The 21,874-nt window shown below is 39.6% G+C and carries 22 protein-coding genes; 13 read left to right on the top strand and 9 right to left on the bottom strand.

The window, feature by feature from the left end; all coding sequences use genetic code 11:
• The first annotated feature begins 166 nt into the window (after positions 1–166).
• Positions 167–397, top strand: coding sequence for a type II toxin-antitoxin system HicB family antitoxin (locus SLP02_RS20225; RefSeq protein ID WP_319422520.1), 231 nt, complete (start codon positions 167–169; stop codon positions 395–397).
• Positions 398–426: 29 nt separating this feature from the next.
• Here SLP02_RS20225 and SLP02_RS20220 read toward each other — a convergent pair whose 3' ends face one another.
• From SLP02_RS20220 to SLP02_RS20210, 3 genes are all read right to left on the bottom strand, one after another.
• On the bottom strand, positions 427–1,416 hold the full coding sequence (locus SLP02_RS20220) for a methyltransferase domain-containing protein (RefSeq protein WP_319422519.1): 990 nt from the start codon (positions 1,414–1,416) through the stop codon (positions 427–429).
• Between the two features lie 20 nt (positions 1,417–1,436).
• Entirely contained in the window at positions 1,437–1,850 is a 414-nt protein-coding gene (locus SLP02_RS20215; protein ID WP_319422518.1) for a helix-turn-helix domain-containing protein, read from the bottom strand.
• A 101-nt stretch (positions 1,851–1,951) separates the two neighbouring features.
• Positions 1,952–2,254, bottom strand: a complete 303-nt coding sequence (locus SLP02_RS20210; protein WP_319422517.1) for a type II toxin-antitoxin system HigB family toxin — start codon at positions 2,252–2,254, stop codon at positions 1,952–1,954.
• 285 nt (positions 2,255–2,539) lie between these two features.
• On the opposite strand from SLP02_RS20210, the gene SLP02_RS20205 reads away from it, so the two are divergent.
• The gene (locus SLP02_RS20205) at positions 2,540–2,785 is read left to right on the top strand and encodes a FeoA family protein (protein ID WP_319422516.1); all 246 of its coding nucleotides are present in this window, start codon (positions 2,540–2,542) and stop codon (positions 2,783–2,785) included.
• 59 nt (positions 2,786–2,844) lie between these two features.
• Positions 2,845–4,698, top strand: coding sequence for a ferrous iron transport protein B (gene feoB, locus SLP02_RS20200; protein ID WP_319422515.1), 1,854 nt, complete (start codon positions 2,845–2,847; stop codon positions 4,696–4,698).
• 215 nt (positions 4,699–4,913) lie between these two features.
• On the opposite strand, the gene SLP02_RS20195 is transcribed toward feoB, so the two are convergent.
• Positions 4,914–5,357: a nucleoside deaminase gene (locus SLP02_RS20195; protein WP_413467405.1), complete on the bottom strand. Its 444-nt coding sequence runs from the start codon at positions 5,355–5,357 to the stop codon at positions 4,914–4,916.
• Between the two features lie 197 nt (positions 5,358–5,554).
• Between SLP02_RS20195 and SLP02_RS20190 the strand changes: the two genes are divergently transcribed.
• The 3 genes from SLP02_RS20190 to SLP02_RS20180 all read left to right on the top strand — a co-directional run bounded on the left by SLP02_RS20190 (position 5,555) and on the right by SLP02_RS20180 (position 7,885).
• A complete protein-coding gene (locus SLP02_RS20190; RefSeq protein ID WP_319422513.1) occupies positions 5,555–6,124 on the top strand; it encodes a CesT family type III secretion system chaperone in 570 nt (189 codons plus the stop codon).
• Between the two features lie 95 nt (positions 6,125–6,219).
• Entirely contained in the window at positions 6,220–6,654 is a 435-nt protein-coding gene (locus tag SLP02_RS20185; RefSeq protein WP_319422512.1) for a DUF2358 domain-containing protein, read from the top strand.
• Positions 6,655–6,697: 43 nt separating this feature from the next.
• Positions 6,698–7,885, top strand: a complete 1,188-nt coding sequence (locus SLP02_RS20180) for a TRC40/GET3/ArsA family transport-energizing ATPase (protein ID WP_319422511.1) — start codon at positions 6,698–6,700, stop codon at positions 7,883–7,885.
• 495 nt (positions 7,886–8,380) lie between these two features.
• Here SLP02_RS20180 and SLP02_RS20175 read toward each other — a convergent pair whose 3' ends face one another.
• Positions 8,381–8,662 (bottom strand): DUF2103 domain-containing protein, encoded by a 282-nt coding sequence (locus SLP02_RS20175; protein ID WP_319422510.1) that lies wholly within the window; start codon positions 8,660–8,662, stop codon positions 8,381–8,383.
• A gap of 28 nt (positions 8,663–8,690) precedes the next feature.
• Complete coding sequence (clpS, locus tag SLP02_RS20170) at positions 8,691–8,984, bottom strand: ATP-dependent Clp protease adapter ClpS (RefSeq protein WP_319422509.1); 294 nt, start codon at positions 8,982–8,984, stop codon at positions 8,691–8,693.
• A gap of 248 nt (positions 8,985–9,232) precedes the next feature.
• On the opposite strand from clpS, the gene SLP02_RS20165 reads away from it, so the two are divergent.
• The 4 genes from SLP02_RS20165 (at position 9,233) to pgeF (ending at position 12,987) form a co-directional block, all read left to right on the top strand.
• The gene (locus tag SLP02_RS20165) at positions 9,233–10,027 is read left to right on the top strand and encodes a type 1 glutamine amidotransferase (protein ID WP_319422508.1); all 795 of its coding nucleotides are present in this window, start codon (positions 9,233–9,235) and stop codon (positions 10,025–10,027) included.
• A gap of 262 nt (positions 10,028–10,289) precedes the next feature.
• A complete protein-coding gene (locus tag SLP02_RS20160; protein ID WP_319422507.1) occupies positions 10,290–11,093 on the top strand; it encodes a hypothetical protein in 804 nt (267 codons plus the stop codon).
• A gap of 317 nt (positions 11,094–11,410) precedes the next feature.
• The gene (locus SLP02_RS20155; protein WP_319422506.1) at positions 11,411–12,106 is read left to right on the top strand and encodes a class I SAM-dependent methyltransferase; all 696 of its coding nucleotides are present in this window, start codon (positions 11,411–11,413) and stop codon (positions 12,104–12,106) included.
• An 80-nt stretch (positions 12,107–12,186) separates the two neighbouring features.
• Complete coding sequence (gene pgeF, locus SLP02_RS20150; protein WP_319422505.1) at positions 12,187–12,987, top strand: peptidoglycan editing factor PgeF; 801 nt, start codon at positions 12,187–12,189, stop codon at positions 12,985–12,987.
• 35 nt (positions 12,988–13,022) lie between these two features.
• Here the strand turns inward: pgeF and SLP02_RS20145 are convergent, their stop codons facing one another.
• Positions 13,023–13,682: a cysteine dioxygenase family protein gene (locus SLP02_RS20145; protein WP_319422504.1), complete on the bottom strand. Its 660-nt coding sequence runs from the start codon at positions 13,680–13,682 to the stop codon at positions 13,023–13,025.
• An 86-nt stretch (positions 13,683–13,768) separates the two neighbouring features.
• Between SLP02_RS20145 and SLP02_RS20140 the strand changes: the two genes are divergently transcribed.
• A complete protein-coding gene (locus SLP02_RS20140) occupies positions 13,769–14,704 on the top strand; it encodes a formylglycine-generating enzyme family protein (protein WP_319422503.1) in 936 nt (311 codons plus the stop codon).
• A gap of 6 nt (positions 14,705–14,710) precedes the next feature.
• On the opposite strand, the gene SLP02_RS20135 is transcribed toward SLP02_RS20140, so the two are convergent.
• Both SLP02_RS20135 and purU read right to left on the bottom strand, forming a co-directional pair.
• Positions 14,711–15,142 (bottom strand): DUF29 family protein, encoded by a 432-nt coding sequence (locus SLP02_RS20135; RefSeq protein WP_319422502.1) that lies wholly within the window; start codon positions 15,140–15,142, stop codon positions 14,711–14,713.
• A 48-nt stretch (positions 15,143–15,190) separates the two neighbouring features.
• Complete coding sequence (gene purU, locus SLP02_RS20130) at positions 15,191–16,045, bottom strand: formyltetrahydrofolate deformylase (RefSeq protein ID WP_319422501.1); 855 nt, start codon at positions 16,043–16,045, stop codon at positions 15,191–15,193.
• Positions 16,046–16,438: 393 nt separating this feature from the next.
• Between purU and SLP02_RS20125 the strand changes: the two genes are divergently transcribed.
• Positions 16,439–19,810, top strand: a complete 3,372-nt coding sequence (locus SLP02_RS20125; RefSeq protein WP_319422500.1) for a hybrid sensor histidine kinase/response regulator — start codon at positions 16,439–16,441, stop codon at positions 19,808–19,810.
• A 421-nt stretch (positions 19,811–20,231) separates the two neighbouring features.
• The gene (locus SLP02_RS20120) at positions 20,232–21,872 is read left to right on the top strand and encodes a SpoIID/LytB domain-containing protein (protein ID WP_319422499.1); all 1,641 of its coding nucleotides are present in this window, start codon (positions 20,232–20,234) and stop codon (positions 21,870–21,872) included.
• Positions 21,873–21,874: the final 2 nt, after the last annotated feature.

The raw sequence follows: 21,874 nt of genomic DNA, 5'->3' as shown, positions 1-21,874 counted from the left end.
TTTAAAGAGTTTGAAACTCTGTTGGAACAAAGTGGCTGGCTATTGGCGCGTCAAAAAGATGGTTTTCTCCTAATAGTCAATCATTACCAATCCAATCTCGCAAAGATGGCAAAGCGAAGATTTATCAAGTTCAACAGTTCATTAAATGCCAGCAAAAAGGAAAATAATGTCTTTAGATAATTACAATTTTGATGATTTTATTATCAATTTGTATGTTGATGAGCAAGGAGACTGGTTGGCACATTTTCAAGAGATTCCAACTATTTCTGCATTCGGGGATACGCCTCAAGAATCATTAGAAGAATTGAAAAACGCTTGGGAATTAGTCAAGGAAGACTATCAAGAAAAACATCAAGAAATTCCAATAGCTAATAATAAATTAAAAGTTACTAATTAAAAAGGACAGTTTAACTTTCCGCAAGCAGACTAATTCCCACTTTTTAATGCAGCCTCACTTTCAACTTCTTTAGGCTGAGAAGAATTAGCTCGCGTAGCCCGAAACATTCCAAAGCGACAAAGACCATTACCAAAAGCTAAACGCATAAGTAACAAGGTAGGCACTTCTCTCAACGATTTAATAAAGCCAGACAAACCAAACAATATTAGTCCTTTGGGTTTTACTATTCCTTGCCAGATAGAATCAATCCAAGAGGGAAGAGTTGCTTGTGTCCAGTCGTCGGTAACAACTTCTCCTTTCACCAACCCTGTCTCAGCCAAAAGCTCTGAAAAGCCTTCAATACTAGAAAATGCAGGATGTGACCATTGATCTAATAGCTGCTGCATGACAGGTTTTTCCCAGAAGTTGAGGGGGATTTGGCGATCGTCACGCTGATTCCAGTCTGCTACAACCAAAATACCTCCAGGCTTTAGTACTCGTAATAACTCCTGGGCAAAAACTGCTTTATCAGGCATATGTGGTCCCGCTTCAACTGACCAAACCACATCAAAACTGGCATCAGGGAAAGAAAGAGCCATGGCATCATCTACCTGAAACTTAGCGTCAATTCCTGGCGGGGTTAATTCTTGGGCGCGTTTAACCTGTTGTGGGCTAATAGTGACACCTGTAACCTTAAAACAATAGTCTTTTGCCAAGATACGACTGCTGCCCCCAATGCCACAACCAACGTCTAATAAAGTAGTCCCCGTAGATAATTTATCTAAACCACCCCACTGCACCATTTCATGCACAAAGTCATGTTTGGCAGCTATAAAGTCTTTTGATTTTGCTGGTGAACCATAATGTCCTAAATGAATATGCTCTCCCCAATAAAACTCCAAAATTCCGTCTTCAGTCCATTCATCGTAAGAATTGGCAACAGAATCAGCAGATTGATAACTACGGGCGGTTAATAGATAAACAGCAATACTAACTGCTAGCAATAACAGCAGTAACCCCGTGATGTAAAGTAGATTCATTTAAAATAGACTAATATTTTTTAAGCAATAACTTTGATGTTTTGTTCTTCTGGTAGAAATACCGCTGGCGACAGGTTAAAAAATTGAGCTAATCCTTGAATATGACGCACAGTTAATTGTCGTTTCCCATTCAAGATATCAGAGATAATAGACTCTGTTTTAAAGACAGGAACGAGGTCTTTTTGACGCAACTGTCTTTCAGCTATCAAAACTTTTAATAGTTCTACACCGTAAATATCGGCAATTGGTTCGCCTTTTTGTTCGTACTCATAAACCAATGTACCCAAAAGATTAAGGTAATCTAATTCTTCAGGACTTAATTGGGGGCGGTCAAGCAACTTATCTATAACCACTTGTGTTGCTTCTAACTGTTCGTCATTAGTTATAGTACGAGGCGGGAACTGTTGTAGCAATTGAATATATTTATCGATCATAAAAATAAGATTTGGCTTAGACAAAAATTAGGATAGAACAAAAGCAAATACATAATCGAGATTCGGGGCTATTTGTAGTCAACTCACTTGAGAGTTACTGATTATTGATACCATTCATCTTTTTTCCAATCCTCTCTATCATATTCAGCATGGGTTAAAACAAACCGAATAAAAACTTTACTCTGTTTGTAATCAACATAAGCAATTAAGCGAAAATTGTTGCCTCCAATGTTAAACACAACGAAGTTTTTTACTCTATCTGCCGAAGGAAAAGTTTGACAAATATCGTTAAAACAATGCCACTGTTGTTTTATAGTGAGTTTATACCAATATCTTAGACTAACCTCAGCAGTAGAATGATTGCTCCAGAATTGTTTAAGTCGAGAATATGAGATGACGTGCATCAAGTCTCCTTGTTAATTGACAACATTCATCTTGTTTCTCTCCTAAACGCAATTTTTAGCTCCACTATCTCAAACTTAGCAAATTGCGAATTTGAAGTCAATCACAAAATAGCAAAGATCGCGATCGCACTTTTGGCATGGCATCTTCGAGGAAAATATTTAAATCAACAAAAATAAAGTTAAATTGTCATTGTTCTAAAAGACTTTCGATTACATGAGAGTTATATCTTGTTTTAACGTCCTCAAGTATTTATAATTATTGCTAGATATTTTTATTTGGTATATATGACACTATCAGAATTAAAATCGGGCGAAATAGCTGTAGTCGAGAGCATACAGTTAAAACGCCACAGTCAGGGGTTAGGTAAAAGGCTGGCAGCAATAGGAATTATTCCCAATAAGCAAATTAAGGTTATACGTAAAGCTGGCTTTGGAGGGCCGTTGCACATTCGCGTCGGTTCTACGACTGAAATTGCGATTCGCCACCAAGAAGCCGAGATGGTTCGAGTTCGTTATCCAAATTCTCATTGAATTGAGACATCAGATATGAACGGGTTAAATAACAAAACAATAGAATCTTAGATAAATCTATGACTTGCCATAATAACAAGACAACAATTTCAAGACGCGATCGCAAATCACCTGACTCGCGAGATCGCCTTAAACGAGTTGTATTAGTGGGAATGCCCAACACGGGAAAATCAACTTTTTTTAATCGCCTTACGGGTGCTGCTGCTGCGGTTGGTAATTGGCCAGGGATGACGGTAGATTTTCTTCAGGCTCAAATTAAAATTGACGGCAAACTTACAGAATTAGTCGATTTACCAGGTATTTATGACTTTGACGGCTTTTCTGAAGATGAGAAAGTTGCGCGAAGTTTCCTAGACAAATTTCCTTTTGATTTAGTGGTAGTGGTGCTTAATGCCTCTCAGATAGATAGACAAATTTCTCTACCTCTGCAAATAAAAGCTTTAGGTCTACCCGCAGTTGTTGTTCTTAATATGGCGGACGAAGCAGAGAAATACGGGGTGGTAATTGATACTGATGAGTTATCAGAACGCTTGGAGATGCCCTGTGTCCTCGTAAGTGCCAAGTACGGGAAAGGATATGCTAACGCCTACCGAAAAATCTCTTATGCTCTTAAAGGACAATCCCAGGAAGTCAAAAATATTCAACCCTGTTTAGGCAACTGTGCCGATATTACTCCTAAGAAAATTGAATCGGTTTTAGCAGGGGCAGTAACCATGCCTCAGAATGTGGGGAACAATTTAACTACGAGGCTCGATCGCATTCTATTACATCCAATTTTGGGATTGCCTCTATTTTTTCTGGGGATGTATTTAGTTTTCTCACTCATTTGGAACTTAGGCTTACCTGCTCAAGGTTTGGTAGGGGATATAACCGACTGGTTGCAAACTAGCCTTGTTGAGCCAATTCTCCAGCCTTTTCCTGAAGTTGTGCAAAGTTTTTTTATTGATGGCATCTGGAATGGGTTGGCTACGGTAATTGGTTTTGTGCCTTTAATCATTCTATTTTTTATTTTGATGGCGGTTTTAGAAGATAGTGGCTATCTTTCTCGTTCAGCTTATTTAATGGATGCGTTAATGGTGAGGATTGGTTTAGATGGTCGCAGTTTTGTGATGCAAATGATGGGATTTGGCTGTAATGTTCCAGCCTTGATGGGAACTAGGGTAATGCGTTCTCAATCATTAAGATTCCTGACCATGCTAATTATTCCTTTTGCTCTATGTTCGGCTCGGCTTCAGGTCTTTGTCTTTATTATTGCTGCGGTCTTTCCTAATGGGAATGGGGCAATTGTCTTATTTTCTCTCTATCTACTCAGTTTCGTGGCAGCGATCGCAACGGCTGCTGTGTTTCAAGGAGTGTTTAAAAATGATGAACCGTTTGTTTTAGAACTACCTCCCTATCGCTTCCCCACTTGGAAACAGGTAATTGTTAGAGGTTGGGGCGAAGTCAAGCATTTTTTAACTAGAGCATCAGGGTTTATTACCTTTGGCTGCATTGCGGTGTGGACTGTTACTAATTTACCCCCAGGAGCAACAGGAATAAATACTATTGGCGGTCAGGTGGGTGAATTTCTTACACCGATTATGGCTCCTGTGGGTATCGATCCTTACCTAACTTTGACTCTAATTTTTGGTTTTGTAGCTAAAGAAATTGTAGTGGGTTCGTTAGCGGTAATCTATGGCTTAAATGCGACCGCCGTGGGTGGTCATATTACCGAAACAGTAAGCTTTGCCCAAGGATATAGTTTTTGTATCTTCTGCTTACTTTACACTCCCTGTTTAACTACTGTTGCCACGCTTTTGAACGAATCAAAGTCGTGGAAATTTACCTTGTTTTCTTTGGCTTTTTCTTTAGGATTAGCTTGGGTATCAAGCTTTTGTTTTTATCAAACAGCTTTACTGTTAGGATTTCAATAACTAATACTAAACTTGCATTGCAAAAAAAAGCTTTTATAGCTCTGAAGACTATTTAAGCAAAAGGCTAAGAGCTTTCAAGCTATTGGGTTCAACAAGTCGATTAGAGATGCGCGTGAACCCCGCGCATCTCTCACCTTCAATTAGGAGAAGTTTAAAGCCTCTTCTAATTAAGCTAATAGCTAAGAGCTAACAGCTAATAGCTACGGCGAAGCCGTTTACTTACTTTTGTTTCTTTGACGACTAAACCAGGACTGCAATTGTTGACGACAAGCAGCCTCTTTAATTCCCGCTAACACCTGTAGTCGGTGATGAGAACATTCACTATCAGGCAAATTTACTACGGTACGAATTGCGCCTGACTTTGGCTCATCTGCACCATAAACAAGCAAACTGAGGCGTGAATTAAGGATTGCTCCAGCACACATAGGACAAGGCTCTAAGGTGACATAAAGAGTGCAGTCTTGCAGACACCAGTTTTGCTTTACTCGGCTTGCATTACGAATTGCTTCAATTTCGGCATGGGCGGTAGGGTCTTGATTTTTTTCCTTTTGATTAGCAGCCTCAGACAGCAAATTTCCCTGAGAATCGATAATTACAGCCCCGACAGGCACTTCTCCTGCTTCCCCTGCCTTATGTGCCAATTCAAGAGCATAGTTCATCCAATGACAATGAACTAAATAAGCACTGTAATCTAGCTGGTCAAAAGTTTTTTCAACGTTATGATCGCGTGATGACAAATGTTTTGCCATTGAGTAAAACCCTTAAAAATATACACAATTACAGATTTACCTAATCTTAAAAACTATTAAACTATCGTTAAACCTAGCAATACAAATATTTATTTTTCAGCCTAAAGATGAAAGCAGCAGAAATATCAACTGTTCTAGAACAGTTATTTGACCAAAACGATATCAAGCATGACGTAAACGAAGCTTGGCAAATTAAAAATTCCCAGATTCATTTGCTGGTAATTCTCTCAGAAGATAGTTCCTGGTTGAGACTATTAACCCCTATTGCAACAGCCTCAGAAGCCCAGTCATTGTTACCTCAGCTATTGGAAGATAATTTTGATCTTACTCAAGAAGTTCGCTATGCAATTAATCAAAATGTTTTATGGGGTGTATATCAGCATCGCCTAGAAAGTTTAACAGCAGAAGATTTGAAAAGCGCGATCGCATCTCTACAAAATCTTATAGCCAAAGGACTTTCAGGCTCTTTTAATCAGTTGATTGAAAAACAAATCATTCAAATTGTTAAAGCTGCCAAAGCCCAAGGACAAACTTTAGAAGCTACCTATCAGACTATAGATAGATTCTACCAAGAAGGGGTTATGGGGGGAATCGATCAAGACCCAAACCAAAGAGAGCAATTTTTAGCAGCCTGGAAGTCTCAGCTAGAGCGTCTGTGGTCTGAGGTAGAGGTTTAACTTATGTTCCTACTTTCAATAGAGAGTAAATTGCTTGGGTTAGCTATTAGCTCTTAGTTATCCACGATAATTGAAAAGCTAAAAAGTAAATACTTATGAACAATCAACAAACAACTACTAACCATCAACAACAAAGGGATTTAGTCGCAATTCTCAAAGAAGATTATCAACATTTTCCAGAGAATCAAACTTTTGATATTTATGCAGACAATGTTTATTTTAAAGATCCTTTAAATGAATTTCGGGGAGTTAAAAAGTACCAGGCAATGATCGGCTTTTTAAACAGCTTTTTCATCAATGTCGAGATGGAAGTACATGACATGAGTAAACAGGATAACTCGATCAAGACAGAGTGGACATTAAATATGACTCCACCCCTGCCTTGGAAACCGCGCTTATCAATTCCTGGCTGGAGTGAATTAGGAATTAACGGCGATAATCTAATTTCATCTCATGTTGACTATTGGCATATTTCACCCTGGAATGTTTTGCGCCAAAATTTCTTTTCGGGTAAAAAAGCGTCACAATAAAATTAAGTAATGTAAATATATTTAATATAGGATCTAAATTTTTATGCGGGTAATTTTAATGACTGGCAAAGGCGGAGTAGGTAAAACCTCCGTTGCTGCTGCCACTGGTTTGCGTTGTGCGGAGTTAGGCTATAGAACCTTAGTACTGAGTACCGATCCTGCACACTCTTTGGCGGACAGCTTCGATCTTGAATTAGGACACGACCCAATACAAGTCCGTCCTAATCTTTGGGGGGCAGAACTTGATGCCTTGAGAGAATTAGAAGGCAACTGGGGTGCGGTGAAGCGTTACATTACTCAGGTTTTGCAAGCCAGAGGTTTAGACGGCGTGCAGGCTGAAGAATTAGCAATTCTGCCAGGGATGGATGAAATCTTTGGTTTAGTCAGAATGAAGCGTCACTATGATGATGGTGACTACGATATTTTAATTATTGATTCAGCACCCACAGGAACGGCTTTAAGACTGTTAAGCCTCCCTGAAGTTGGAGGCTGGTATATGAGGCGTTTTTACAAGCCTTTACAGGGAATGTCCGCAGCTTTGCGTCCCTTAGTTGAACCATTTTTTAAACCGATTGCAGGTTTTTCCTTGCCTGATAATGAAGTCATGAATGCTCCCTATGAATTTTATGAGCAGATAGAAGCTTTAGAAAAGGTTTTGACCGATAATACTAAAACTTCGGTGCGTTTAGTAATGAACCCCGAAAAAATGGTGATTAAAGAGTCCTTGCGCGCCCATGCTTATCTAAGTTTATACAATGTGGCTACAGACTTAGTAATAGCAAATCGGGTAATTCCTGATGAGGTGAGCGATCCTTTTTTCCAACGCTGGAAAGAAAACCAGAAAGTTTATAAACAAGAGATTTATGATAACTTTCATCCTTTGCCAGTCAAAGAAGCTCCTTTGTTTCCTACCGAAATGTGTGGCATGGAAGCATTAGAAAAGCTTAAAGAAATCTTGTATAAGGACGAAGATCCTACTCAGGTTTATTACAAGGAAAACACGATTAAAATAATTCAAGAAGAAGGTAACTATAGTCTTCATCTATATCTGCCAGGAATTCCCAAAGAAAAAATCCAGTTAAATAAAACTGGCGATGAGTTAAACGTCAGAATTGGTAATCATCGTCGTAACTTGGTTTTACCTCAAGCTTTGGCAGCACTTGAGCCATCAGGAGCAAAAATGGATGATGATTATTTGAAAATTAGCTTCAAGAACATAGCGAAGGTTTAGATCGCTATTACATTAAACGTAGGTGGGCATGGCAATCTAGATCAGCTAGCGAAAGCTGCATAGTGTTAATGCCCATCGAAATTTCAATCGTGAATATAGGCTCACAATTGGCATTGTGTTTGCAAAGATAAAATTATTTGATATTTGATTTTGGTGGGCAAAGATTTATACCTGAAATGCTTTTTGTTCTAGATTATTTTTTGTTTATCCCAAAAAGCGATCGCTCTTGTAAATCGCTTAAATAGCGATGCGTCAAATCAAGTACAAGGAATTGAATATAATTTCTTCAACAAGTCAAAGATGAACTAAAGCAAAATCTATACTAATATCTGGTCAGACTTACTCTAATCCGAAACACAACTAGACATTATTTTGCTGGGAATAATGACTTTAATTTTGGTGGGCAAAGATTTACACCTGAAATGCTTTTTACTCTAGATGATCTTTTGCCCACCCTACATTTGCTCGTATGGACGTTTTCTGGAAAGTTGCTGCTTATAATAAATTGGCGATCGCCTGTTCCAACTCTGACTGCTCTAAGGTACTAAGGACAAACACTTCCTGTACTGTTTTTCCTTGGCGGGCAATAATTTTATAGCCACCGCGAATGGGAACAGATATCTTCAGCTTCATTTTGGGGATATGGCTTCTAGTCTTTTTGATTCTGCCTGGAGTAATGGTGGTGATTCCTTCACACTTAACTAGTTTTTCCAATATAGGAATCAAACCAGCCAGATGAGTTGAGTGATTCCAGACTAACCGACCATCAGAAGACATAATCTTTACTTGCTTTTACTACTTGATTTTAAGCTTTTTCTAATGGTGCCATAGTTAATCCAGCGCGCTTTAACTGTTGGTGATACAGTTCTGCTTGCTCTTGGGGACCAACCCAAACTAGAGCCTGTCCTTCAAAATGAATCTGTTCAGTTAACTCTTGGGCGCGATCGCCACTCATGCCTGGAATGTATTTCATCAGGCATTCTATGACGTGGGGAAAAGTATTAAAGTCGTCATTTAGCACAATGATTTTGTAGTTGGGATAATGCTGTGTGATGGTTTGACCAGCTTTCTCTTTAGTTACGGTGGGAGTGAAAGTCATTCCAATAAATCCTAAAGTTATGTCAATTAAACAATGTTTATCTAAACACTAGGTTAGCAGGTTGTAGATTAACACTTGGTCTTAATCTGCAACCTGCCCAAAATTCTAGTTTACCTATTTTTAACAATTTCTTCAAAATTGATTGAGCCAGTGGCGATTAGCCTTGAACGAGAGGGGTGCTGGGGTTTCCCCAGCTTACCCAATCGAGTTGTTGAATTTGCTAATGTTTAACTTTTACTATCAGATTGATGAAAATTGCAATTGGCTGGCTTTATCCGACACTAATGAGTACTTATGGCGATCGCGGTAACGTAATTTGTCTGCAAAGGCGTTGTCAGTGGCGAGGAATCGAGGTAGAGATTGTTTCCCTTACCAGAGAAACAGAGGCGCAAAAATTCAGCCAAGTAGATTTAATTGTGGGTGGAGGCGCGCAGGATCGTCAACAAGAAATTGTCATGCGTGACCTGCGGGGAGAAAAAGCCCAAGTTCTCAAGGAAAAGCTCGATCGCGGAACACCAGGAGTGTTTACCTGTGGCTCACCCCAGCTTTTAGGACACTATTACGAGCCAGCATTGGGTAAAAGAATTGAGGGTTTAGGGCTACTGGATATGGTAAGTCAACACCCAGGTATTGATGCCCAACGCTGTATAGGCAACTTAGTATTTGAAATTACCGCCAATCCTATCGCCTCTGAATTAGAGCAGATGCTGGGAGAAAAAGCGATCGCAATTGGCTTTGAAAATCACGGCGGTAGAACCTATCTTAGCGATGTGCAGCCTTTGGGTAGAGTAATTAAAGGTTATGGCAATAACGGAGAAGATAAAACCGCAGGGGCATTTTATCAAAATGCGATCGCAACTTATGCTCATGGACCTTTATTACCCAAAAATCCTTTTATTGCAGATTGGCTAATTAAAAAAGCCTTGCAAAAAAAATATGAGCAAGAATTTATTTTAACTCCTTTAGACGATTCTTTAGCTGTTGCAGCACGCAAAGCCATGTTGCAACGTCTTGAATTATCAAACCTGATGGCTACAGTTTAGAAATTAGTTGTTAAACTTTGCATTAGTTGCGTGCGTTGCAACACAATTTACTTTAATATTGCAATCAGACAAATTATGCAAGAATATCTTGCAACTTAAAAAGAAAACTGTCGTAAAAGGATTTTTTCCAAGAGTTATTGTCTTGTCAAGCAAGATTAAAAAACTCAAGTAAACACTTAACCTAAATACGACAGAGCTTTCATTCACCAGGAGCTATTTTTTAGCTCCACTTCGTACATCTTATGCAATTGCAACCAAAACTATGACTGGAAAAGTACTAGATAATGGTTCTGCTGGAATTTTGGTTCTCATTCTGCCTCTTGCCTTTGGTTTTGTGGTTTTATATCAGCTATGGCCTTTTTTGCTAGCATTAGCAGCATTAATCGTAGCTTATAAAATTTGGCAAAATATTCAGTGGCAAAAATGGTGTGGAGATATCAATCCCTACTTTAATCAATTAATTAAAGAAAATCGGGGCTACCTAACTCCAGTGGATCTATCCGTTAAAGCAAACCTGACTGCTAGAGATGCCAAAATTTTTCTTAGCCGTAAAAGCGAGGAATATGGTACCAAGCCTAAAAATGTTAAAGATAAAGGCGTTGTTTATTATTTCCCTACTGCCAGTGCTTTAGGCAGTATTTTTGACGATAGTGAACCAGATCAGGCTATAAACTCTTATCAATTAGCAGCTAAAGAATCTAACAAATTATCGGTTAGAGGTATTGCTCAATTGGCAAAACAAGAACAAAATTCAGGAATTAAAAACCTAGACGATTCTCAAGAATCATCTGCCGTCGCTCAACTAACTAAAGCAGAGACTTCAACTGCAATAGATACTGAATCTGAAGTCGAAGATTTAACAGATAATCAACCGACTTCTATTGATGCTGGACAATCATTAATTCAAGCCGAACTAGCAAAACGTCTCGATCTTAATTCCAGTACCGTTGGTAGAAGGAAATCTGAGCCTGATTTTGAAGAGTGGAGTCAAAGCAAAGATCCAGAAGGAGTAGCCTGGAAATATGAACCAGAAACCAAGCTTTATGTAGCAGTCGTTTCAAACTAACTGCTATTGTTTGAGCGTTGGATTATTCTAAGTTTTATTTCGTTCAGATATTGCTAAGTTGATTTTAACAAAAATATTAAGCAATAGGCTTCGGCAGAAATTAAAACTTTAAGCTCTTGAATAGTAAGAGATTATCTCGATTGGCAAAACTCCGTTGTTCTACGGCGGAGTCTATTTGAACAAAGGTTAGAAGGTTAAATTCGCTACGTAGCAACTTTACTCCCAGTTCACAGCCTCTCAAACGCCTTAAGTTGAGAGAAAAGCATTTTTACATAAAGACTAGAATACGTCCAAGTTTGTACTTATTCCCTACTCCTATGCAGAACCAAGAACCTTTTGTCTTCGACCAAGAACGCGCATCTGCCTATGACAAACGATTTGCTAAGTTGGCTCCTCTGAACGGCGTACTTCATTTACTTACCCGTGCGCTACTCTCTGAACTGCCAGCCAATGCACGAGTTCTCTGTGTTGGCGTGGGTACTGGCGCAGAATTGATTAATCTCGCCCAAGCATTTCCCCAGTGGCAGTTTACGGCTGTAGAGCCTGCGACACCTATGCTAAATATCTGTCGCCAGCAAGCCGAAAAGACGGGTATTGCGTCGCGCTGCACTTTTTACGAAGGCTATCTTGATTCACTGCCGACCTCGGACGCTTTTGATGCTGTCACTTGCTTTGTAGTGCTTTATTTCCTGTTTCAGCCAGATGAGCGACGCAGCTTTTTACGTCAAATTGCCTCGCGACTTCGCCCTAATGGATATTTGGTTATGTCTACCTTGGCTGCTGATATGTCCACTTCAACTTATAAAAGTTTGTTTGAATTTTGGCTGCGAATGTTGAAATCTGAAGTAGCTATTGAGGAGGTTGAAAAATTTCGCACTTCTTATGGCAAAGATGTCGCTATATTATCGCCCCGGGAGGTTGAATCAGCGATCGCATCAAGCGGTTTTGATGCTCCCGTGTTGTTCTTACAAACCCTTCTTCTTCATGCTTGGTATGCCAAGCGATCTGCATAAATTAGAATTGATGTCACCTTTCTATAATTCATAGTTAATCAACATACAATAATTGCTAGTCCTTTTCAAATTCAAATTCTGTGACTGACTCAGGAAATAGCGATCGCATTTGGCAATGGCAAAGTTGGCAGGATTATTCTTACCTAACCTGTAATGTATTATCTAACTGGCAACATGGCTTTTTTACTAAGCAATTTTATCCCCGTACTCCAGAAGATTTAACTCTATTTTTGCAACCCAATACAACTGCTTATAGAGTTAAGCAGGTACATGGCAATATAGTATTAACAACCCAAGAAATTGAAGAAAAAAATTGTTTAGCTGGCTCTTTTCCTGATGCTGATGGAGTTATGAGCCAACAGCCACAACAATCTGTTTGGGCAGCTAGTGCGGACTGTACTCCTGTTTTGATTGGAGATATAGTTACGGGTAAAGTCTGTGCTATCCATGCAGGATGGCGAGGTACAGCAAAAAAAATAGTTTCGGGTGCGATCGCTCGATTTCTAGAGTTAGATAGCAAAAAAGAAAACCTGCGGATTGCTATTGGTCCAGCGATCGCTGGTGAAGTTTATCAGGTAGGTGAAGATGTTGCCGTAGAAGTGGGCAAAACTATTGTTGCTGATGCCCAAAGCAAAACTGACGCTGAAATATTAGCAGCATTAAGGCAATTACCTAATTCCCCGATTTCGCCTGATGACGTACCAGGAAAGGTACGTATAGATGTGCCACGGGTAAATCAAATTCAGCTAGAACAATTAGATATTAATCCCAAATATATAGCGATCGCACCATACTGTACTTATCAACAAAGCGATCGCTTTTTCTCTTATCGACGCACGGGGGAAAAACAGGTGCAGTGGTCAGGAATTGTTAGTAGGTAGTAGGTAGTAGGTAATTTTTACTACACAGTTATCTATTAAAAGTTCTTAGCAGTATGATTTGTGACATCAAATTCATAACGTTGCTTATAGTTTGTCTCACCGTAAAGATTAAAGGATATAGTCGGCTCGTCGCCAATAGATTCAACGCTGTGAATAGCACCAGGCATAAAGCTAATGATTTCTCCTGGTTGCAGAATTTTTTCTCCAACTAACTCTAGGCGATCGGGATGTTCAGCAGTTGGCGATCGCTTCCAAAACCGATTTTTTTCTTCGCCACTTATTAAAGCCACGATTCCCCACACACCATGATTATGAATTGGTGATACGCTTCGGGGTTGCCAAGCTACCATCTGTACTGTTAGAGGATATTCTGGTTCACGATACAGCATTTTGACAGACCAACCAGTTTTAGGCGAAGGCTGATCGTATTCCATCTGTAACCAATAAGAACTGGTTAACAAATGTCGCACTAAAGGCATGATGGCTTTAAGGCGATCGCGATCGCCAGGAATATCCAGCAATATATCTTCTAGATCGCTTAGAAAACGAAAAAGGCGATAGGGATCTACGGTTAACTCTGTTTCTTGAGGATAATAAGCTTCGGTCGAACTATCATCATCAACAATCCAGTTTTCGCAGTCTGGGTTGGCTTCAATAAGGCGATCGCTAGTATTAGTTGAAAGATTCTGAGGCATAATTTTTTAACGGGTAAATGCTTAGTAGTAAATAAATTACAGATTGCTAAAATATTTCACTTTCACTTTTTTCTATAGAAAGTATAATGCCTACAAAAAATTTTAATAAGTTACCCATACAAATAATAGCTTTAGTCACAATAGCGATCGCCATTATCGGCTGTGGCGTTTTTCCATCAGCCAGATCATCGGCAGCTATCACCTCTGAAGAATGCACATCAGATAAATCTTTTGTGTATGTTCCTGCTGGAGATTTTATTTCAGGCAGCGATCGCCAAGAACGAGATTATGCCTATCGTATTTCGGCTGAGTCAATTGCTGATACAGACGCAGAGATTAAACAAGCCGAACGAAAACTACGTAAAACAGGTTGGTTTGATGGGGAAAGCGCTCGCCAAACTTCATCTCTTCCAGGTTTCTGCATTAGTCGCAATTTAGTTACCAACCAAGACTATCAAGAATTTATTCAAGCTACCAATTATCAAGCCCCTGGAATTAGCGAAGCAGATTATCAAAAACAAGGGTTTTTAGTCCATCCCTATTCCAAGGTAAAAGAATTTCTCTGGACTAATAATACATATCCCCCCAATACCGCTCAAAAACCAGTTGTGCTTATATCTTACCAAGATGCCCTAGCTTATGCTGACTGGAGAGAAAAAACGGAGGCAGCTTATCGCCTACCAACGGCGGAGGAATGGGAAAAAGCAGCCAGAGGAGAAGATGGCAGATATTTTCCTTGGGGTAATGATTGGCAAAACCAAGCAACCAACTCAGCAACTAGCGAATTGAATTATACTAGCGAAATTGGCAAATTTCCTCTAAGTAAAAGCGTTTATGGCGTAGAAGATATGGCGGGAAATGTCTTTGAATATACGAGTTCGTTAAAATATGATGATACTCGCGTCACCATGAAAGGCTGCGGTTGGGACGATTTACCTGGTTTTTGTCGTGCTGCTTACGAACACACTCGTCCAATTAACTCTCGCCATATTTTGTTTGGTTTTCGTTTAGTTAAAAAGTGAATAGTTTTAAGTTTTGGATTCCAATAAATTTAGTGCCTTTTGTTTAATATCAGATAAACTACTAATCATTTTCAATAGCTCTTCTTCCTGGTAAGCACCACCAGAAGCTTCTAAAGCAGCATTTCTCAAAGCAGGAGGAAAAGCGTCATCAATAATTTCTTGTAAAACTTCGGCTTTGGCGTAATAGCCTCCTGATTTACGCCTTTTGTTGATTCTGTTGATTTGCTCTGCTGAATTGAGAATAGAATTTGACCATGACCTAGTAGTTTTTCCTTCAGCTTCTTGTTTAATCAAATGCAGCAATAAGATAACCGTGTAGCTGTATATTTTGTTAAGCTTGTCTTCTAGAGACATTTCTTCTAGTTGATCAACGATTTCTAAAGCTTTACTGTAATCTCCTGATGTAATACTTTTCCTTAACTCGATTAACTCTTCCATTTTAAATACTGAAATTGCTGGCTTAAAAATGCTGCACCTGATTGAATTTTAGCTAAACACTACGGTTTTGTTATCGTAGACTAAAACTCTGTTTTGTAGATGCAGCCTGACAGCACGGGATAATACTAACCGCTCAAGATCTTTCCCTTCGCGAATCAACTCGGCAATAGTGTCTTGATGATTAACTCTAGCAACCTCTTGCTCAATAATTGGACCTTCATCTAAATCTTTGGTTACGTAATGAGCTGTAGCACCAATAATTTTAACTCCCCTAGCATAGGCGCGATGATAAGGTTTTGCTCCAGGAAAAGCTGGCAAAAAAGAATGATGAATATTAATAATATTCGGAAATTGAGTGATTAAATTGGGGCTAATAATCTGCATATATTTAGCCAAGACTATTAACTTTATCTCGTATTGGCGTAAAAGCTCTAGCTGTTTTTCTTCTTGCTCGGCTTTATTGTCTTTGGTAATCGGTAAATAATGAAAATCGATGCCAAACTGCTGGGCGATCGCTTTCAAATTAGCATGATTACTGATAATTAAAGCAATAGTTCCTGGTAATTCCTTAGTTTGATTACGCCAAAGCAGATCTAAAAGACAATGTTCTTGTTTAGTGACCCATAGTGCAATCTTTGGTAAAGTGTCAGAAAAGTGTAGTTGCCAAGTGGCATTTAAAGGTTTGGCGATCGCCTTAAAAGCTGTAGCTATTGCTTCACGAGGTAAATTGAAGCCTTCAAGTTGCCATTCTATACGAATCAGGAATAAACTTGTAGCGAAATCTGCATGCTGAGCGGCATGAATTATATTACCCCCGTTAGCATAAATAAAGTTGGCAATCTTAGCAACTAATCCAGGGCTATCAGGACAAGAAATTAGTAAAGTTGCGGTAGGTTCGCTCATGTGTGTTCAGCAAATAATATTTTTTACAATAACTAAAAATGATGTTTACCCAAAGTAAACAATCACAATATACTCTCAATTATTTAAGACCTCAATATTTTTTTTAGTCAAACTTAATTTGATACTCTATTTTTGGGCAAACTAAAATTATCTAGCCAACCATATAATTAATTTAAGTAGATATATTTATTTTTCTTATAGCTTTAAGATTTAACTTGAAGCGGATCTTTTAAATACGGCAGATAATGCTATTACAAATTTATACATATACATATTCTAAAAATTCCAGACTCTGGGTGAATCATCTTTGACAATCTCTAGAGGCAAAACTAAATTTACCTTTCCTGGTTCAAAGTTGAGCAACAAAGCAATATTCGGTCAAAAATAACTATTATGAGCAGTCAAGACAAGTCTTTAGAAACAAATGACAATCTAAATGAACCTTCAAAAGCTTCTGAAGGTTCAGCAGATTTATGGACAGAAGACGATGATTCTGAGATAGTAACAGAATTTATATCTGCCGAAACTTTAGATTCTGAAGAGTCTTCAACAGCAGAAACTGACCAGACCAAAAAGAAAGTTTTGTCAGATGCCGATTTTGATAACTGGGATTTTCGCGATCCACTATTGGCTGAGGATGGAAATACATTAGAGTCGAATCTAGTTTTAGATAATTCTCCTGAGCAAATTAAATCAAGTCCAGAAGTAGACGAACTCATCACCAACGATTCTCAACAAATAGATCTAGTTGAAGCAGACCTTCAAGAAAATATTGCTAAAGAAACTGATTTAAATAGTTCGGCAGATATAGAATTTGATGACTTAGAGTCTTTAACAGAAGCACTATTAAATCTAGAAGATTCCGAAGACATTCAGCTTGATGATTTGAGCGAGTTTGAATCATTAACAGCCAAATATGCTCAGGAAAATAATTTAGAAGAGATCGATCTAAATATTTTAGATAAATTAGATGACTCAGCTTTAGACTTAGATAGTGCTAAAGATCTACAGCTTGATAGTCTTGAGCTTAATGATTTTGAAGGCTTAAGTGATCTAAATTCGCTGACGGCAGAAGGATTAGATAATGATCTCGACGGCATATTAGACTTAGAGACAGAAATAGAGTCTTTAGATTCTTTGGTGCTAGAGTCTACATCTGAAACAATAGAAAATTCCTTGGATTCTGATTTAGAATTATCATCCTTGGACTCATTGCTTGGCGATGAGGTTGATTCCTTGCTAGAGGTTGTACCTGCTGCTTTTGAGCGACCCAAGGTTAGTCCTGCACCAGTAACTGTTAAAGTAAGTAACGAAGTAGCCGACCTTTCACCAGTCAATCAAGCCCAAAGTTTTGACCAAACAATGAGGGTTTCGGTAAAGAAACTGGATGACCTCAATAACTTAATCGGAGAGCTAGTAGTTAAACGTAATCGTTTAGAGGATGATCAAGAAAGATTGCGTCGCTTTTTAGATAACCTACTAGGTCATGTACAGTCTCTAGGAGATGCTGGAGCTAAAATGCACGATATGTACGAGCGATCGCTTTTAGAAGGAGCATTAATCGCTAGTCGTCAGTCCCGTGCTAACTCAGCGGTGGCTGCTGGTGGCTCTGGTTTTGGTAGCACTAGAGAAGCTCAAGCAGAAGGATTAGACGCGCTAGAGATGGATCGCTTTAACGGCTTCCACTTAGTTTCTCAAGACATTATTGAGCTAATTGTCCGAGTTAGAGAAGCTGCATCAGATATTCAGTTTGTGGTAGATGAAACGGACAAGGTTGCTCAAACTTTCCGTCAGGTAACCGGCCAGTTGCAAGACGGCATGAACTCTTCGCGGATGGTTGCTTTTGAGCAAACGACTGACCGACTACCTAGAGCAATTAGAGATATTTCCCGTAAGCAGAAAAAACAAACTCAACTTTATGTAGAAGGTAAAGATGTGCTAATCGATAAAATGATCGTCGAGCATCTTTATAATCCCATGACTCACTTGGTAAACAATGCCATCTCTCATGGGATTGAAAAGCCTGAAGAAAGACTGAAAAAAGGTAAACCAGAAGTAGGAAATATTAATATTCGTGCCTTTATTCAAGGGAATCAGACTGTAATTACCGTTCGTGATGATGGGGCGGGAATCGATCTTGAAATTGTCAAGCAAAAAGCGGTTGAGAAAAATCTCATCACTTGGGCGACAGCACAAAATTTGACAGAACAACAGGTTTATGAGCTGCTATTCCATCCAGGCTTTAGCACTAAAGACCAGGCTGATGACTTTGCTGGTCGTGGTGTAGGTATGGATGTAGTTAATACCGACCTCAAAAAAATTCGTGGCTCGGTAAGCACTGAATCAGAAGTTGGCAAAGGTACAACTTTTACGATTCGCTTACCCCTTGTTTTAAGTATCTGTAAAGCCCTAACCTGTGTAGACGATAATACAAAGATTGCTTTTCCCATTGACGGGGTAGAAGACACCAAAGAATATTTACCCAGTGATATTACAACTAATGCCAACGGTCTGCGCTGTATTACCTGGAAAAATACCTTGTTACCGTTAAGACCTCTCAAGACTCTACTTAATTACAATCGCAAAATTCGTAGGGCTGGAATATATAATGCAAATCAAAACAACGACGATACTATTTCTGTAATTATTCTGCGCAGTTTAGATAATTTGTTAGCAGTTGAAGTAGATGAAGTTAAAGCCGAACAAGAAATCGTAATTAAACAAATTGATGGCGCAATCCCGAAACCACCAGGTATAGCAGGAGCTACAGTTCTGGGTGATGGTACAATCATGCCGATTGGTGACGTACTAGAGCTAATTGAAATTGCTCAAGGTAAGAGAACTATTGAAATTGGCTTTGATGTCCTGGCTGGTGAAGCTGCCAGAAAACAGTTCCAGGCTGAAAGTATTCAGCAAGAGCCAATGGTATTGGTAGTTGATGACTCGATTACGGTTCGAGAGCTACTATCAATGAGTTTTAATAAGCTGGGCTATCGGGTTGAGCAAGCTAGAGACGGTCAAGAAGCTTGGGATAAGCTGCGAGGTGGTTTAGTCTGCGACATGATCTTTAGCGATATTGAAATGCCTCGCATGAATGGTTTAGAACTGCTGTCTAATCTGCATAAGGATCAATCCCTTAGATCTATTCCTGTTGCTATGTTGACTTCTCGTGGTGCCGATAAACATCGACAAATAGCTAATGACTTGGGTGCAAAAGCTTATTTAACTAAACCCTACACCGAAAAAGATTTGATGGATGTGGCGCAACATTTGATTGACATCAATCGGGCAAATAAAGAAGCTGAATCCGTCACCGTTAACTTTAATCGAGTTAAAAACAATCTGGCAGAAGCGGAATTTGAGAATGCGCCTCTAGTCCTAATTATTGATGACTCGGTAACGGTACGAGAGCTATTGTCCATGACTTTTAAAAAGGCTGGTTATCGTGTCGAACAAGCGCGAGATGGTCAAGAAGCCTGGGAAAAACTAAGTGATGGTTTAGAGTGTGACATCGCTTTCTGTGATATCGAAATGCCCCGCATGAACGGTTTAGAACTGCTGTCTCAACTGCAACAAGACGAAAAACTATCATCTTTACCGATCGCCATGCTAACTTCCCGTGGAGCGAAAAAAATGCGGAATATAGCAGCGTCTCGCGGGGCAAATGGCTATTTTGTGAAACCTTATGTAGAAGATGATCTATTAAAAGCAGCTAAAAGAATGATGGATGGGGAAACGTTAATTAAAAATGAGGACGAAGGCTAGGTAAGTCAGAAGTAATCAGTTAGGGGCGAAGGGCCCTTCGGGTTCGACATCGGAAAGCATTCCCTTGCTAGGTCAGCATTCCCTTGCGCCTTCGGACGACGCGGGGTCTGACCTCTGACGGCGACGCGGGATCTTTCCTCAGTTTGCTTATGTCGGTGAAACCCGCAAGTCGAGCATTCCCTTGCGCCTAACGGCGACGCGGTGAAGCAGTTGCGTTGCGGGGGTTCCCCCCGTTGAGCAAAGGCACGAACCCTTTAGGGGGTCTCGACCCACCGCAACTGTCTCACCGTTCGCCCGTACAGAGAATGTGTAGGGTGGGCAAAGCAAAAATTGGACTTCACAATAAAGTCTGAATTTGCCCACCTTACGTACAAGATTATTTTTTGCTGTATTCGTAGAAAAAAAGTAAACAGGGTTGTAAATGATAAAAGCTACAGTATTTTTAGGTGTTTTTTGGATATCAAACCTATGGGGAATACAGTCTACAATTGCTGCTGAAGCTAAGGCTCAAAAGCTAGATCTCGAAATTGGAATTATTCAGCGTTTGGGTGCCAAACCGATGATTGATGGAGATCCTTTAATCCAAAAAGTTAAGATCAATAGTACTTCTGGCGATTCATTAAAAGTTAGTTTTCCCGATCAAGCATCTATTTCGGCGATTGAAACCAAAGAAGTTGTGTTAAAGGTAGATTCTACCCCTCTGACTAAACCTAAATTAGAAGAAAAGCTGATTTTAAGCGATCGCTCTACCTTTGAAACTGCTGAAGATAGTGCCAAATCTTGGCAGAAACTGGGGATTGAGGTAGAGGTGGCTCAACCTGGACGCTGGCAAGTCTGGGCAAAGCGAGATGTTTACAGTACTCCTTTGGTTCGTCGCTGGCTGCTTCATAGTCTAGAAGCCAATGGTTACGATAGTCCCTATCTTGATACGGAAGTCTTATCTAAAAAGCCCGATATTATCTTGAAAATTGGTGAAAAAGAATACAACCAAGATCAAGTAGAAATTACCAGTAGCAAAAACTTAGTTGAGGTTAACACTACCGATAATTCTCAGGCTGCTCGTACCTATGGAGGCAGTCTCAAGCTTCAACCTAACGCTTATGGAGAGTTTAGCTTAGTTAATCATGTTCCCCTAGAAACTTATCTGCGGGGAGTTGTTCCCTATGAAATTGGTGCAAATGCCCCTGCTCAAGCGGTTGCGGCTCAAACAATTATCGCCCGCACCTATGCCTTACGTAATCTACGGCGTTTTAAGGTAGATGATTACCAACTTTGCGCCACCGTCCACTGTCAGGTATATAAAGGCTTGAATGATACTAATCCTATTAGTGACCAAGCGATCGCTCAAACCGCAGGTTTAGTTCTTACCTACAAAAATGAACTAATTGATGCTCTTTATTCTTCTACTACTGGCGGGGTAACGGCTAGTTTTGCAGACACCTGGAATGGTGCAGAACGTCCCTACCTTCAGCCTGTAATTGATTCCTCTCGTCCTCTTTGGGATCTGGTAAAACATCCCTTAAATAATGAACAAACCTTTCGTCACTTTCTGAAAATGACTCAGGGGTTTAATGAAACAGGAAGAGAAGGCGTATTTCGCTGGCACAAAACCAGAAGCATTGCTGACTTAAATCAAGATCTGCGTACATACCTGCAAAAAACTCGCGATCCTCTCGCTGATTTTAATACCATTAAATCAATGGAGGTTCAAGAGCGATCGCCCTCTGGCAGAATGTTGACTTTGGCTATCGAAACTGACAAAGGAAAACTAGAGCTACACAAAAATGAAATTCGCAGTGCCTTAGAGCCTCCTCGCAGTACTTTCTTCTATCTTCAGCCCATTTACAATAAGCAGAAGCAGTTACAGGCTTATGATTTTATTGGTGGTGGCTTTGGTCATGGCGTAGGTATGAGCCAATATGGTTCTTATAATTTGGCAAATCTGGGTTGGTCAGCAGAGCGAATTTTGGCTTTCTATTATCCCCAGACTGAAATTAAGCCATTAGATGACAGCATCGTTTTCTGGCGGGATGAGTCTCCAAAATCAATTAGTAAGAAGTAAAA

This window comes from Pleurocapsa sp. FMAR1 (assembly GCF_963665995.1).
Taxonomy (GTDB): Bacteria; Cyanobacteriota; Cyanobacteriia; order Cyanobacteriales; family Xenococcaceae; genus Waterburya.
The sequence above is the reverse complement of the archived record's forward strand: the minus strand, read 5'-3'. Positions and strand labels throughout refer to the sequence as shown.